We start from the raw sequence: 14740 nt of genomic DNA on the forward strand, positions 1-14740 counted from the left end.
AGTGTGATCCACCGTCGACCTTACTGCTACGCCGCCCTCAGGGAATTCTAGCGCCTACGGAAAAGCGAAAAATCAATATCCCGATTGACAGGGAAAGTCATATCAGTATCTCAATAACCTCGTCGAACAGGACCATCGCAACATCAAATCCCGCACGAAGGTCATGCTCGGCTTCAACCGTTTCAGGAACGCCGCAATCACGCTCGCAGGCATCGAATTGATGCATCGCATTCGCAAGGGGCAATTTAACCTTGCCAGCTTGCGACTCAAAGAAGATACTGCTGCACCTGCTGTCTGGAATGTGGTCATGTCGACTCAATAAGATATCCTATATATAGGCAGCAGTTCGCCCGCACGGATTATTTGCACCAGAGCCCGCATGGCGAAGAAACAACAAATGCGATGGACGGACGAGGGAGCGCACTGTCTGGCACAGGTCAGAGTTGCTGTTCTCAACGAAGAATTCTCGGTTAAGAAACTTGCCGTGTTGACCAAGACTTCTGCAGCTGCAAACTCGCCGAGTGCGCGCCGAGCGGCGTGAATTGACCTCCCACGGTTTGGTTCACTCTCCATCGCAACATGAAAGCTTGGCAAACAGGGGGCGTCCGTGGAGGACTTTGCCGGGCGCCTACATTGCGGGGCGTCGCAGCGATCGACTCTTATTAGCTATCCTAATGGAATCACTGCGGATTTTCGGGCTTCCGTCTGAAATCGTACCAGAGCTCCGGTCGATTGACAGGCGTCTCGGGCGTCAACAACGGGTTCTTCAGCTCGATCACCGTCCTCGTTTCCAGGTGCGCCTTGCGTAATCGATCGCCGTAGTATTGCCAGAAGAGCTTTTCGAAGGAGCCATCGGTAATGGCCTTTTCGAGACCCTCACGGATATCGTTTGCTAGCCTGGTATTCTTGCGGTTCACCATGAAATAGGCGTCGTAGAAATAGTGCAGCGCAATGTGCGGTTCGACCTGCAATTTATCTGCATTATTCGCCTGCTCGTCCCAGATTTCCATGATGCTCCGCGGAAAGTAGTCGAAGCGCTTCACAACGAGCATTTTGAAGAGGCCCTCGTAACTCGGTGCGGCAATTACATTGATGCCGTTGGCGCGGAAAATCTGGGTATCCGGCCAGTCCTGCTCCTGTGCAAGCCGCACGCTTTTCAGATCCTCTAACGTGTTGACGCCCGCAAACAACGCCGCGTCGCCCTTGCGGATAAGTCCCAAACGCCATCCGAGCACGCCCCTGTTGATCGGGATCCGAATCGGCAGTAATCGCGCCTCGCGTTCGGGGGAAGCAGGAACCGAGGCAACGTCGATCGTTCCACCGGCCTCAAGCTCCCTAATCTCCCGCTGCTGGTTCATGGGGAATCCGGAGAACTCGATCCGATAGCTGGCGCCGGTCTTTGAAAGCGCGAGTTGCAGCAATTGCAACGCGTAGTCGGTGCGGTGATCGCCAGGGGACTCGGGTAGCGGGACGCGAACGACCTCAGTGCCACTCGCTGCTACCCGCCACACAAGCAGCAGGCAAACCAGCATGCGAGACATGATTGGCATGATTCTACCCAGTACTCGAAAGCGTTTGCGTCCGCGGAATGACGACGGGTGCGCAGAGAAGATATATCCACTGCTCGCGAATACTAGAGTACGACATCCCGGAAATTGGTCTAGTAATTTTTGGCTGCCAGCGACAACGGCAGTAGCGGGACAGCACGAACGGAGGGCGTCCGCTGCTGCTCAGATGATTGTAAGCATCCGACGGCCCGCCGCTGGCAGGGCTGTCGCTTATTGCTGAGTCGCGTCGCGCGGGGCGATCGTCGGTACGCTGAACTCAACGGTTGCACCATGTTCGACGTTGTTTCTCAACCGCAATTCACCGCCGTGCGATTGAATGATTGCCTGGCAGATCGACAACCCCACGCCCATCCCTTCGGGCTTGGTCGTGAAAAACGGCTCGAAGAGCCTCGGGGCATTTTCAGCTTCAATGCCCGTTCCCGAATCGCGTACTGCAATGATGACGTCACCGGCGTCGCCGCAGCGCGACTCGATGACAAGCTCGCGCGGTCGGTCGGTCACCGCATCCATTGCCTGAATGGCGTTCATGGCGAGATTGATCGTCACTTGCGCAAGCTGTACCTGGTCGCCAAGCGCGGTGGGCAGATCGGCGTCGAGCTTTGTCTTCAACGTTACCTGATGATTCAAGAGTTCGCGCTGCAGCAGAGGGATGACGTCTTTGACCACGTCGTTGATGGCCAGGCGCGTCACTTGTGGTGGCGTTCGCTTCGCCAGCGCGCGCAAGCGCCGGATGATCTCGGCTGCGCGCCGGGATTCGGCGGCAACGAGCTGTAAAGAAGACAATGCCTCGTCGATGTTGGGCGAATCGCGATTCAGCCACATGATTCCGGCGGCGCTGTGGGCGCTGATGGCTGCGAGCGGTTGACCGAGTTCGTGTGCAACGGAGGCCCCCAATTCCCCGATCGTCGTGGCGCGGGCCACACTTTCTAACGCTTCTTCCTTTCGCTTGCGCTCGGTGATATCGGTACCGGTTTCGAGAATCGCCACAGGTAAGCCATGCTTGTTCCGTAGCACTGAACAACGCGATTCGGCTGCGAGAACCGAGCCGTTCTTCGCTGTGTGAACGACTTCGCCTTCCCAGTAGCCGATTTCCAACACGGTCCGCTTAATCTCGTCGAAAGCGACGGGATAGCGCGAACGCAGGAGCGAACGCGACATCTTGCCCAGCGCCTCGTCTTTTTTCCATCCGAAGAGCGTTTCGGCGCCGCGGTTCCAGTAGGTAATTACATCACTTATGTCGCGGACTGTCACGCTGTCGTGAGTGAGTTCGAGAAGCATTGCCTGTTCTCGATGGATTGCCTCGAGTTGGCGCGCGCGATGTACAAGGCAGCTCACTGTTGACGACGTGACGAAGAAGGCAGTCAGAGCCCAAAAATCCCGGGCGAGGTCAACGCGAAGGTAAAAGAGTGGCGAAGCAAAGAAATAATCGAGGCAGCAGACGGCGATCACCGATAACAGGATCGATGAAGCGAGGCTGCCGATTAGCGCCAATAGCGCGATCTCGGTCACACAGACCGATGCGGCGACTGTCATCCTCGCTCCAAGCTGGAAGCTCAGCCACGTCGAAAGTGCGAGGGCAATCCCGCCGACGGCTAATGCGAGAACGGTCGGGCGGATTTGCGCGAACTGCTTTGCAATTACGCTGGAACGCATCGCTCGCCGCACAGCATCCGGAACAGGATCGTCCATTCGTTCTCCCACGTGGGGACCGACTTCGCCACGCCGCTTCAGCTAAGGGTGTCAGCAGAACAGTCGTGATGTCCATTAGCAACAGCCAGGGCTTCGCGCCGGCCGAACGGCATCACAACGATTCCACGAAGCATTTCCATGCCGGCCTCTGCGTCAAGTCGGTGCCGGAACCCTGATTCTATGTCGGCCGACCTACCCCAACGGCGCGAGGCCGGCCATACGATTACCAATGCGCGTTGCGAACTATATTTGCGCCGGTGACCCCGACCGGTGCGACTGATCATCATCGCGCGCCGGCCGGGTGGCGGGCACAGTAAACTGAAACACGGCTCCGCGTGGCAGATCAGCATTCACCCACAACCGTCCGCCATGCGCTTCCACAATCGAGCGGCAAATGGACAATCCCATGCCCATTCCGTCGGCCTTCGACGTGTAAAACGGCTCGAAGATGCGCTCGATATTGTCAAGCGCCACACCCGGCCCCGAATCGCGCACGGAAACGAGGACGCCGCCTGACTTGTCCTTGCCGGTGCTGATCGTCATTTCTCGCGGCCCATCGTCAACCGCGCTCATCGCCTCAACGGCGTTGATGATCAAATTGAGCATCACCTGCTGCAGCTGGACGCGATCCCCTTCAAGATGCGGCAAGTCCTCCGCAAGCTGCATTCGCACCGTAACACTGTTCCTCACGACCTGGCTGCGCGTCAGCGCAATGACCTCTCCGATCGCCTCGTTGATCTTCAGGCTCTCCTTGGAAGGCGGGGCGTTCTTGACAAGGCCATGAATGCGGTTCATGACCTGGCCCGCGCGCCTGGCATTTTCGATGACCTGCTCGAATGCCCGCCGGGCCTCCCGGACATTCGGCGGCTGGGCACGCAGCCAAAGCAGACCAGCCTCGGCATGCGTCGCATTGGCGGCGATCGGCTGCTTGATTTCATGCGCGATAGAAGCTGAGAGCTGCCCCATCGTCGTGACGCGGTTAGCGTGCGCCAGCGCCATCTGAACCTCGCGGTACCGCCGCTCGCTCTCGTGCAATTCGGCTTCCGCACGTTTCTGCTCCGTGATGTCGCGTGAGATGCCAAGCAGGAACTGCGGCTCGCCGCGTACATCGAGGATCGGGATCTTCATCGTGTGCAGGAGGCGCGGCCCGTGACGCGTGTGAACCGGCTCCTCCGGCACGTCGACCATCTGCCGCGACTCCAGCACGGCACGATCCTTCAGCGCGAAGAAGCGGGCCTCCTGCACCGGAAACAGATCGTGGACGGACTTGCCGATGAGCTCCTCGCGCCGGTAGCCGAGCAGTTGCTCTCCCGCCTTGTTGAAGCGCACGAAGCGCAGGGTCGCCGCATCCTTGACGAAAATCACATCCGGGATGTTCTCCACGATACTGTCGAGGAAGTGCTCGCTTGCTCGCGCGGCCTCTTCTGCGTGCTGGCGTTCGACGATCTCGGCCGTCTGGCCCGCAAGCGCCGTGCTGAGTTCGGCCGTGCGCTGCGCGACGCGCGCCTCGAGGTCGGCGTTGAGCTCCTTCAGCGCGTCCTCGGCCTGCCGGCGCTGGCGCCGGTCTTCAAGGAACTGCTCGACTGCGCGCGCCATGTCGGCAATCTCGTCGCCGCCGTGCACGGGGACGCCGGCTGACGTACTCTCGGCGTCCCCGTGCCGCAAGGCGTGACTGACTCGGCGCAGCCGTGCCACGACCTGGCGACCGAGGAATCCGCGGGCGATCAGCCAGGCGAGCAGCAGGCTCACCGCAACTTCGCCGACGACCCACCTGCGCGTGCGGTCCGAGTCCTCGGCCAGATCCTGGATCGCTTTGCGGTAGTCGCGCGTCAGGTAGTTCGACTGCTGGCGTGCGGCGACGGCCAGTGCGTCGGCATGGCGACGCAGATCGTCGTCCAGGCGGGCCAATGACGCGTCGGGCCGCGGCGTCGAGGCCGGCGCGGCTCGCGCGCCCAGCGCGGTCTCGCGCATCTGCGCCTCGATGTTGACCGCATTGCGAAAACGCTGGCTCGATCGATGCAGCGCCAGCGCGTCGACGCCGGGGTCGTCGCTCGTGGTCGCGGAGGCGAGGCGGTCCACCAGGCGGTCGAAGGATGACAGCTGTTCGATGACATGCCCATGCGTCTCGCGCACAGCTTCGACCGTATCGTCACTGGACAGCTGCAACGCCAGGCGTTCAATCATCAAGGTGTGTTGCGCCAAATCCTGGGCGTCTTCCAGGCGCGCCAACCGCTCATCGGCCAACTGGCGGATTGCGTGCGCTGAACCGGCCAGCGAGTAGATGGTAGTGGCACCGACCGCGACCACCAGGGCGGCCAGGCACGAGACCACGAGCGCGAACTGCGCGGTAAGCGACTGTGGGAGCGAAAGTTTCACGGGCGTTGCCAGATGCGACGATAGATGTCGCGATAGCCGTTGGCGGGATCGTAGAGCAGACGATCGCCGCCGTCCGCGGTGATGTTGTCCGCGGTCACGAGATGCACCGGAAACACGTAACCCGTGACGCCTTCCCCGGCGAAGAGCCGGTTCATCTCATCGACCAGTTGCCAGCCGTGCAGATTCAGCGGTTCAGCCACGGTGCCCCTCTGGAATGTGCCTGTCCGGATGCGCAGGAAGGCGGACTCACTGCCGTCGCCGGCCGACAGCATGGCCACGGCGGTGTCCGGCATCCCCTCCTGGGTCAGCACCGGGGCGGCGTAGTCAAAGTAGATGTCGTTGATCGCCAGCGCATGCGTCCAGCGCCTGCCATAACGCGCGAGCAAGGTTCGTGTTGTGCCCGGCATCAGTTCCTGGTTGCGCGAGATCGGCACGTCACGCACTTCGAGCAAGGTGCAGCCGCTGCACGCGCGCACGACGGCAGCCATCGCATCCGCCTTGTCTTTCGCAATCTGGAAATTGGAGTCGGTGAAGATGACGACTCCCGCATGCCCGCCGGACTGCACGATGGCCGCCAGCGCGGTCACGCGCGCGACCTCGAGCGGATTCGTCGCCACGTTCATCGCCACGGGCGTGCCGGGCACCGATCCGGCGTGGGCCGCGACATGCCAGCCCACGATCGGAATGCTCCGCTCGGCAAACGGCTGCAGCCCGGGCAGCAGGGCATGTGCATCGCCACCGACAATGATCAGACCATTTGGACGACTTGCCAACGCATTCGCAAGCATCTTCAGCCGCAGATCCGGCTTGCCGGCGGAGTCGGATATCTTCACGCTCCAGCCAATGACCCTGGCCGCCTCCAGCACACCGTCGACCACGCCGAGGATGCCGCCATTGCGCAAGTCTTCGGCGACGACGGCGATGCGTTTTGCGGCTTGTGCGCGCGGCCCGCTGCGCGGCCCGTTCCAGGGTGTAGCGGGTCGCGCTGCAGCGTCGACGACCCGATGCGCCAAGGCCAGGTCGTTACTCGCGGCGAACGAGGCCCCTGGCGCGGGGGCAGGCAACAAACCCTGCGCCTTCGCAACCGGCAACATACACGCACATACCCATGCCAGAACCAAGCCCCTCATATTGTTCCCCACGGGCCCCATGGGCGTCGATTGACCGCCCTTGAAGACGTACCGGAATGCCCCTCGCAGGGACCCTGCGAACACGATCTTACACCCCAATGGTCGCACGTCATCGGTCATGCGCTGACGCAGGACTAACGCGTGCGCGTGCCTGCAACAAGTTCATGATTTGGCTCTGGTTGAAGAATGAGGTGAATTGCCACATTCTCCCGCGGATCTCTCGCCGACCGTCCGCGCTGATCCTGAGCCCGCTACCGCGCGAGCGAGCGGTTCGCTCCGCCGGCCATCCTACCGACGCCACCTCACGCCAACACACGCACATTCGAACCTCCGTCACGGCATGGGCAGAGCACGGCGCGGCGTCTTCGCGAATGTACGTTGCCTGCAAAAACAACCGGGCGCACCCGCAAATTCAGCAGCAAATCGCATGCGGAGATCTCGTAAACCCTGTGTGGTCGTCATGCCGGGCCCGCACTCTGCCAAATCCTGATCCAGATATCTTCCCGGCATGCATCACACAATTGTGAGTCACTCTTGCCGCTGGTAAAGGATTGCCTGGCGATTGCGGCACGAAACGACCAAAACGCCCTCCATACGCGATCGCGGCCACTAGCGCATGCGCGTGGTACACCGCAATTCGGCGCGCGCACATACGTTTGTATGATGGCTGCGAGGCCGCTGCGGCACTACACTCCACGACAAAGCCTTCATCATGGACGCCGAAGTATTTCGCGTCGAAAGCGACCCGCACCATGGCACCGCTATGAGCTCAGCACGGCTTGTCTCGATTGTCGACGACGATGAGTCTGCCCGTTTAGCGGCCGCAAACCTGGTACGCTCAATGGGCTGGCAGACGTGTACGTTTGCATCGGCTGAGGCCTACTTGCAGTCGATGCAGGGCGCGGATGGCGGCGCAACAGGGTGCTTGCTTTCCGATGTGCGCATGCCGGTCATTTCGGGGGTCGAGATGTTCGAACGCCTGCTCGCACTCGGCATTGCGCCGCCAACTGTATTCATGACGGCGTTTCCCACCGATGCGCTGCGTGCGCACGTGCTGGCGCGTGGCGCCTTGGCGTTGCTCGAAAAGCCGCTTGACGTCGCCGCGCTCGCGCAACATCTGACGCGCGTGCTGGGGACACCGTAACCAGGACTAAAGAAGCGGTCGCCGTCGGTCGGGGCACTCATGCCGCAGGTGATGTGATCGTTGTGCCTTGCGCGTCACGGCGCCTCGGTGCGATATGTCTGCGCACCGAGTGCTTCTGCTTTCCGCACAAGATCCGGCACCGACCGCGCCTCCATCTTCTTCATAACCTGACCGCGGTGGATTTTCACCGTGATCTCGCTCAGGTTCATCTGCGCGGCAATCTGCTTGTTCATTAGACCGGCGACGACGAACGCCATCACCTCTTTCTCACGGGACGTCAAAGATCCGTACACCGATCGCAACGCGGCAAGCTGATGCTCGCTGGCCAGACGCTGGCCGTCGCGCGCGAGCGCCTCGGCCACGGCATCAAGCATGTCCTGGTCGCGGAAAGGCTTTGGAAAAAAATCCACCGCGCCCGCCTTCATTGCTCTCACCGACATTTCGACGTCGGCATAGCCGGTGATGAACAGGATCGGCATGCGAAGCCCGCTGCTTGTCAGTTCTCGCTGAAAAGTCAGACCGCTCTCGCCGTGCAACCTGATATCGAGAATCAGACAGCTTGGAGCGTCGAGCTTGGGAAACGCGAGAAATTCGCGCGTGGACCCAAAGGTCTCGACAAGAAGGCCCACGGAGCGCAGAAGGCCGCGCAGCGCGAGGCGCATCGACTCGTCGTCATCGATCACATACACGACTGATGTATGACTTCCGTCGGCCGGCGATGGGGGAGGCTGCCGGATATGCATCGTTGTTCCTCTTGACGTCCGGCGGGAGGGGGCCGCGGACGTTCACATCATTTGAGGCAAGCGCTGTCTTGAACGGCACGGTTAGCCGTCCAACAATCCGCGGGGTTCCCGCAGTGAAAGAAAGTATAGGCCTTTCGCGCGTCGCCGCATGTGGGGCATACACGCAGTAGCGCCTCGGCGGCGGACGGCCCGAAGAGGAGGCGGTCAGACGATCGGGGCTGATCAAGATGCGCCATCCATACTGCGCTATGTGTCGCCGCTGATGACCTGGACAACAATCTCATAGCGCCGGGGCTTATTCAGCAGCACTTGGCGAAAAGGGCGGCCGGCTACGCGAACCGGCTGTATCGGCCAGCCGGGTGCGGTATCACGAATTTCTCATGATGAAAGGGAGCTCCGATGAGATGTGTTGACGCAAGGTCACTGCCTGGTCAAGGCTTTCCGCCTGCATCTTCGTGAAGTGGCTGAGGTCGTCAAAGCCTCTCAGGACATGCCGATGGTCCCGGCCTGGGGATACAGGCTCGCGTCCTCTTGCAAGGGAGGAGACGTCACCGCCGCAAGTCCACCTGGCGGGAGCGGCAGCGAGTGCAACGTCCACGGCCTGTAACGCGATTCGGCCCGCTACACAGGTATGCCATTTCGCTCCAGGCGACACGCCGGTGCTTCCCATGTCAAGCACGAGGCCTCGCCGTTAGTCACGCCGAAGTGGACGCTCAGCGGTGCGCAGCATGCACAGCTGAGGGGGCACTGTATGCAGATATGGCGCAAATCAACAGTCCGGCGGTAACGGAGCGGTTCTGCCAAGGAACGAACGTGTACGCGAAGTAAGCGTTGCAGCCGACGAAAATCCAATTGCTCAGCCGAAACATCGTGGTGCTCCTACTGCGACCTTGCCACAAACAACACTGTGACCCTTGTCAACGAGGGGCGGACACGCCGGGGCGATCGTCCATGACTGCGAGTTGCCACGAATCGAAAGGCTCGTAGCTTGGCGTCGGCGTGTTGAAACTCTTACGCCTGGCATGCAACACAAGGCACGCGAGTGCGGTGCGCACAAACCAGTCTACGGACGTATGCCACGCCGATGGATAGGCTTTCTTACCTCATGCAACCATATAAGCGCCCGCGTGCGCCACGATTGCGCCCTCTATACATGTGTATGAGCATTTCACGCCTATGTAGAGGCAGTACCACCCCTCTGTAGAATGGTTTTGGGCAACCAGCACGATTAGCCTGTTTCCATGGCCGGTACGATCACGCATCGCTCCCACACTGAGCACGGGCTCGTTGACGGCCAGTTGATGGAGGGGGACTAATCCAGGTCCTCTACCGGCGAGCAATGGTTTGGTCGCGTCTATCAGAGCGACACGCCAACCTGCACTCGATCAACGCCTTGCGCTGCTGCAGCGTATCTGTCGGCGATGGGGGGAACGGATCATGAGCGGAAAAGACATTGCGCGCGTCGCAGACGATGCCGACATCGGGCGCTGGTTTGCGACGAACGCGGGCAATCCGCCTGGCGTTCAAAGGTACCAGAACCGCGCTGGCCGGACCACAACAGGCCTCATTCTTTTGATCTGCTGGTGGTCGCTGGTTCAATTGCCATTGGATGTTGATGTCCGCGAGAGCGACATGTGGATGATCCTGATCGTCGCGGCTCGACTGATAGTCACCGTAATAGGCCTTGCAGCGGTGATTGATGTCCGCTTTGCGCATGCAAGCTTCTCGTTTCTCTGCTCCGTGAGCGTACTTGCAATTGCACCGCAGTTGCCGCTGGAGTTCCAGCGTTCCCTTGAAAGTGCGCTGGTGCTGGCGATCGATTGCATCGGAAAGGCTGCGTTAATCTTAACGATCTGTGTTCAATCCCTCTGCGAAATGCCCAAAGAAGATTCGGGTCGACGGAAGATTGGTTAGCAGCATTGCTATTGGCGGACAACGGGCCCTGAGAGCAGGCACCCACACGGGCATGCAGTCGCACTGTCGCTCAGTAAGCGCCTTTTTTTTGAACGGTGAACGTTTGTGTAATACAGAGTTGAAACGCGTTAACGGCGATTGTGCCAGCTCTGTCTTTGGTTGCGGTGCGCCTTCGTATGCCTTGACGTCAGTCGTCCTGGATGAAACCGTTGGTGGAACCTCGATTGCCAGTAGATGGAAGTCTTGCGCGCGCGGCGTATGCAATTGTGAACTGGCGCCCGACGACCCGCCTGCAGCCAGTTTGCTAAACCGCTCGCGGCCGTGAAAGGCGTTGAAATGCATCGCGATCAGATTGTGGATCCATGGGCTCAGGTAGTGGATTTCCTCGCAGCGATAACACAAGGCGACGGTGAAGCGCAGCTTATCGGCGGCGGCACGCGGCACATTACCAAACCGCCGTCCGCCGCGCCGGATGCTCGTCATGCCGTATCCCTCTCGGTCAGAACCGTAACCGTCAAGCTTGTGGAGCGGATCAGTGAACGCGCACTGACGGTTAACTGGCGCGACGCAACCTGGTGCTGCTACGTCGAACAGCGATGGTCCCTCGGCGTCGCATGCCGTAGGGGCCGTTGTGCGTTGAGTGGCACGGTTATCAGGAACGGCGATCGGATCTTCAGTCCACGGACCGGGAGATGCAAGCCGACGAATGCAGACGCAATGATGCTCGCAAGCGCGATAGATGCCGTCATGCCGGTTCACGCGTCCGAACATTCGCGAGGACGCCCCGCATCTCAGGATTAGCCAAGTCTTTGCGGGCCAGGCAGTGAGTCCTGTAGTTTAAAAAGAGCAGCGATGTTGCTTAACTTGCGTGCATCGCCTGGCGCAGCGTCTTGTTGCCTTTGCGCGTCGACTTGCGTCCAGTCCGCAAGATTCGCTTCCGCAATCGTTCAAAACCAGCTCAACTCAAGGGCGAGCACCAGTTCTTTGACAACTCGCAGGTCGATACGAAGGCATTCTCGCGCCGCAGAGTACGCAAACACTGTGATCAGAGGAGGTTCGCCAAGGGCCCGGTGGTCTGAATCGCTCTACACATAGCGCGCCTCGCAAGCCGTGGATGCCACGCGTCGAGGACCGGTTGCGCCCGGCAAGAGGCGGCTTGCCAATGCGGTGGATCGGCTTGCCTTTAATTTGCCTTCGGCATCAAATGGAATTCCTCGCCCTTCGATACCAAACTAATCGGGGCTCCGGTCGACTTCCCTAAAGGCTGGGTAAGCGATACGATTGAATTTCATTTCGAGCGAGTTCACGGATGCCGCCCAAGGAACAACAGTTTGGATCGCACTCGGTCCACCGCGGCGGGTTAGCATCGATTGCGCGAATTCCTCGACGCGGCCTCGCGATGGCGCTGCTGGTGCGTGTGGTACTTTTCAGCTCCGTCATCACGTTGATCCTGACCGTCCTGCAGTTGACTTTGAGTTACCGCAGCGAGCGGTCGAGTCTGGAGAGCCGATTTGACGAGATCGATCAGGCCACGTCGCGCAGCCTCGGGGAGAGCTTGTGGGCGATGGACTCGAAGCAACTCGAGGAGCAGCTCGATGGCATATTGCGTCTGCCCTCCATACGCGCGGTGGGAGTGCGCGAGGTGCGCTCGTCTGGCGATACCTTCATTATTTTCCGCGGCGAGCGACAAACCAGCAATGCCATCGTAAAGGAGTATCCGTTGGTCTGTTGCGGTGCAAGACCGCAGCAGATCGGCGTGCTCCACATCGAGGCGACGCTCGCTGAAATCTATCGCGACGTGGCAGCGCAGGCCCTCGTGATTCTATTTAGCAACGCGGCCAAGACGTTCCTGGTCGCCTTCTTCATCTTGTTCGCCGTGCACCATCTGGCGACCCGGCACCTGCGGGACATCGCCGGATCGGTGGGCGGCATCAGACCGGACGCCGACCTGGCGCCTCTGCGATTGCGGCGTTCGCGGATCGAAGGCGATGAACTCGACCAGCTGGTGGATGCCCTCAACACAATGCGCGAGAGACTGCGGCGGCATGCCGTCGAGCTCGGCAACGCGAACGCACGCATGGCGGCAATCCTGGACAATATACCTGACCTTGCGTGGGTGAAGGATACACAAGGCCGCTTCATCGCTGTCAATCGGGCCATTGCCGCCTCGAAAGGGTTTGCCGGGCCGGAAGAAATGATAGGCAAGACCGATTTCGATTTCAGCCCGCCCGAACTCGCCCGGACCTATCTTCGTGACGACGCCGAGGTGATGGCATCGCACGTGAGCAAGCGGATCGAGGAACAGCACATTAACGCCGATGGGAGTACGACCTGGATCGAGACGATCAAGACGGCACTGCATGACGGCACGGGCCGGGTGGCGGGTACCGTTGGCGTCGCGCGTGACCTCAGCGAGCGCAAGCGGGCGGAGGAAGAAGCTCGCGAGAGCGAGCGGCGCTACCGCGAGGTGCAGATGGACTTGGCGCACGCGAATCGCGTCGCCACCATGGGCCAGCTTGCAGCCTCAATCGCCCATGAGGTCAACCAGCCGATCGCCGCGACAGTCACCAACGCCCAGGCGGCACTGCGCTGGCTGAGCGTCCAGCCTCCTGACGTGGAAGAAGTCCGGGAGGTCCTCTGCCGCATCGTCTCTGACGGAAATCGGGCGGGCAGCGTGGTCCGCCGGATCCGTGAACTTATCAAGAAGGCGCCACCGCGCAAAGAACCGTTCGACATCAACGAGGCGATACGCGAGGTAATCGCGCTCACCCGTGGTGAAGCAATGAAGAACGGCGCGTCGGTGCAAACGCAGCTCGCTGACGGTTTGCCATTCGCCGAATGCGACCGTGTCGAACTGCAACAGGTTGTCCTCAATTTGATCATGAACGCTATCGAGGCGATGAGCGGCGTCAGCGACGGTGCGCGTGACCTGCTGATCAGCACCGGAAATGCCGACCCTGGCTGGGTGCTCGTGGCGGTGCGCGATTCGGGGCCGGGCGTTGCCCCGGACACCACCGAGCACGTTTTCGCTCCTTTTTACACCACGAAGTCCACCGGTCTGGGAATGGGGCTGGCGATCTGCCGTTCGATTATCGAAGCACACGGCGGACGATTGTGGGCGAGCGCGAACCAGCCCTGCGGCGCCGCCTTTCAATTCACTGTGCCCACCCGTTCTGATGTTTGATCGCGATTGCCGCGCAGCGCGACGAGAAACATTCCAATCCCGCGATTTCCCCGGACAATGGGCGGGGATGACGAAACGCTTTCTCCGGCACCGGCAACAGCTCGCGAAACCTGCCCTTTTATACCAACGTATGAGCACGCTATGCGGATGTAGGACTTGGAGTGACCATTCGAAGAATGGTTTTCTTCGGGTCGCTCACCTATCCTGATTCCATGGACTTAGCGATTTCATATGAGTGGCAACCATGTCGAACATTCTGCATAACTGGATTTATATCGGCAGCAACGCGTACGACGAGTACACGTTCATCCCCTGCTTGAATAGGAACGTGTATCGCCGGACTGTGGACCTTGGTCGCATCTGTATCCAGTGAGTGCCGCGAAGATGAGCACGAGTTCGAGAGCTTTGCTCGAACTACGCCGAGGTGATCCGACGTCGGCAGATCTGCCGAACATGTCCGCGCATATCTTCGCCAGGGGCGCAGATCAACAGGAGGGCTGCTGACATGAACGCGCTCGAACGGTGGCGCTGCCGACCGATGCAGGTCCGTATCCTGGAACGTTGCAATGAATGTGGCGAGTTGAAGGATGACGTCCAGAAGCGCGTTAACCGTTGGCCGAATGTTGCAGCCCTCAGCTGCGCGAAGTGCTTCGCCGAAATGACCGCGAATGCAGGTGATATGAAGCCAACAGCTTTCGTTCGTTCGCGAGAGATTTCTTGACTTGCCGATAAACCTAAATACGTCGAGAATCGCGCATCCGCATTTTCACGCGCCGTCTAATCGTCGATGCCAATCCTTGCGAAGGATTTATGAATCTGGACCAATAGCGGTTATCATCGGCTCTGATGTGATGGACGACTCCCGCTACGCAGCGAGAGGGTTATGCCAGAGTGGAGCGGTCGTGACGTCCACGGCAAAGGAGCGTTCATCATGAAGATAGCGACTGTTGGACTGGATCTGGCCAAGAGCGTGCTGCAGGTTCACGCAGTGG

11 protein-coding genes and 1 pseudogene are annotated in these 14740 nt (G+C 60.1%); 7 read left to right on the forward strand and 5 right to left on the reverse strand.

What is annotated here, in order from left to right; translation table 11 throughout:
* Positions 1 to 103 precede the first annotated feature (103 nt).
* Positions 104 to 322, forward strand: a pseudogene (locus tag HV744_RS34745) (DDE-type integrase/transposase/recombinase); the annotation flags it as partial.
* A gap of 358 nt (positions 323 to 680) precedes the next feature.
* Here the strand turns inward: HV744_RS34745 and HV744_RS34750 are convergent.
* From HV744_RS34750 to HV744_RS34765, 4 genes are all read right to left on the reverse strand, one after another.
* Entirely contained in the window at positions 681 to 1541 is an 861-nt protein-coding gene (locus HV744_RS34750; RefSeq protein WP_175153800.1) for a substrate-binding periplasmic protein, read from the reverse strand.
* Between the two features lie 237 nt (positions 1542 to 1778).
* Entirely contained in the window at positions 1779 to 3257 is a 1479-nt protein-coding gene (locus HV744_RS34755; RefSeq protein WP_175153801.1) for a PAS domain-containing sensor histidine kinase, read from the reverse strand.
* A 243-nt stretch (positions 3258 to 3500) separates the two neighbouring features.
* Complete coding sequence (locus HV744_RS34760; protein ID WP_175153802.1) at positions 3501 to 5633, reverse strand: sensor histidine kinase; 2133 nt, start codon at positions 5631 to 5633, stop codon at positions 3501 to 3503.
* On the reverse strand, positions 5630 to 6763 hold the full coding sequence (locus HV744_RS34765) for a substrate-binding domain-containing protein (RefSeq protein WP_175153809.1): 1134 nt from the start codon (positions 6761 to 6763) through the stop codon (positions 5630 to 5632). Before HV744_RS34765 ends, HV744_RS34760 begins: the two co-directional genes overlap by 4 nt.
* Positions 6764 to 7526: 763 nt before the next feature.
* Here HV744_RS34765 and HV744_RS34770 point away from each other — a divergent pair.
* A complete protein-coding gene (locus tag HV744_RS34770) occupies positions 7527 to 7907 on the forward strand; it encodes a response regulator transcription factor (RefSeq protein WP_175153803.1) in 381 nt (126 codons plus the stop codon).
* Between the two features lie 74 nt (positions 7908 to 7981).
* On the opposite strand, the gene HV744_RS34775 is transcribed toward HV744_RS34770, so the two are convergent.
* Entirely contained in the window at positions 7982 to 8650 is a 669-nt protein-coding gene (locus HV744_RS34775; protein WP_175153804.1) for a response regulator transcription factor, read from the reverse strand.
* Positions 8651 to 10087: 1437 nt separating this feature from the next.
* Between HV744_RS34775 and HV744_RS34780 the strand changes: the two genes are divergently transcribed.
* The 5 genes from HV744_RS34780 (at position 10088) to HV744_RS34800 (ending at position 14469) form a co-directional block, all read left to right on the forward strand.
* Positions 10088 to 10564, forward strand: a complete 477-nt coding sequence (locus HV744_RS34780) for a hypothetical protein (protein ID WP_175153805.1) — start codon at positions 10088 to 10090, stop codon at positions 10562 to 10564.
* Positions 10565 to 10900: 336 nt separating this feature from the next.
* A complete protein-coding gene (locus HV744_RS38630; RefSeq protein ID WP_425497899.1) occupies positions 10901 to 11365 on the forward strand; it encodes a DUF3331 domain-containing protein in 465 nt (154 codons plus the stop codon).
* A gap of 508 nt (positions 11366 to 11873) precedes the next feature.
* Entirely contained in the window at positions 11874 to 13748 is a 1875-nt protein-coding gene (locus HV744_RS38365; protein ID WP_175153807.1) for a sensor histidine kinase, read from the forward strand.
* Positions 13749 to 13992: 244 nt separating this feature from the next.
* Positions 13993 to 14121 carry a hypothetical protein gene (locus tag HV744_RS38160; RefSeq protein ID WP_281363694.1) on the forward strand — a complete coding sequence of 43 codons (129 nt, stop codon included), beginning with the start codon at positions 13993 to 13995 and terminating at the stop codon, positions 14119 to 14121.
* A 132-nt stretch (positions 14122 to 14253) separates the two neighbouring features.
* A complete protein-coding gene (locus tag HV744_RS34800; RefSeq protein WP_175153808.1) occupies positions 14254 to 14469 on the forward strand; it encodes a hypothetical protein in 216 nt (71 codons plus the stop codon).
* Positions 14470 to 14740: the final 271 nt, after the last annotated feature.

Source organism: Paraburkholderia ultramafica (assembly GCF_902859915.1).
Lineage (GTDB): Bacteria > Pseudomonadota > Gammaproteobacteria > Burkholderiales > Burkholderiaceae > Paraburkholderia > Paraburkholderia ultramafica.

Excerpts from the sequence above, each read along its gene's own strand:
- HV744_RS34750 (WP_175153800.1), bottom strand. The coding sequence starts at position 1,541 with ATGTCTCGCATGCTGGTTTGCCTGCTGCTTGTGTGGCGGGTAGCAGCG.
- HV744_RS34755 (WP_175153801.1), bottom strand. The coding sequence starts at position 3,257 with ATGGACGATCCTGTTCCGGATGCTGTGCGGCGAGCGATGCGTTCCAGC.
- HV744_RS38365 (WP_175153807.1), top strand. The coding sequence starts at position 11,874 with ATGCCGCCCAAGGAACAACAGTTTGGATCGCACTCGGTCCACCGCGGC.
- HV744_RS34765 (WP_175153809.1), bottom strand. The coding sequence starts at position 6,763 with ATGAGGGGCTTGGTTCTGGCATGGGTATGTGCGTGTATGTTGCCGGTT.
- HV744_RS34780 (WP_175153805.1), top strand. The coding sequence starts at position 10,088 with ATGAGCGGAAAAGACATTGCGCGCGTCGCAGACGATGCCGACATCGGG.
- HV744_RS34770 (WP_175153803.1), top strand. The coding sequence starts at position 7,527 with ATGAGCTCAGCACGGCTTGTCTCGATTGTCGACGACGATGAGTCTGCC.
- HV744_RS38160 (WP_281363694.1), top strand. The coding sequence starts at position 13,993 with ATGTCGAACATTCTGCATAACTGGATTTATATCGGCAGCAACGCGTAC.
- HV744_RS38630 (WP_425497899.1), top strand. The coding sequence starts at position 10,901 with ATGCATCGCGATCAGATTGTGGATCCATGGGCTCAGGTAGTGGATTTC.
- HV744_RS34800 (WP_175153808.1), top strand. The coding sequence starts at position 14,254 with ATGAACGCGCTCGAACGGTGGCGCTGCCGACCGATGCAGGTCCGTATC.
- HV744_RS34775 (WP_175153804.1), bottom strand. The coding sequence starts at position 8,650 with ATGCATATCCGGCAGCCTCCCCCATCGCCGGCCGACGGAAGTCATACA.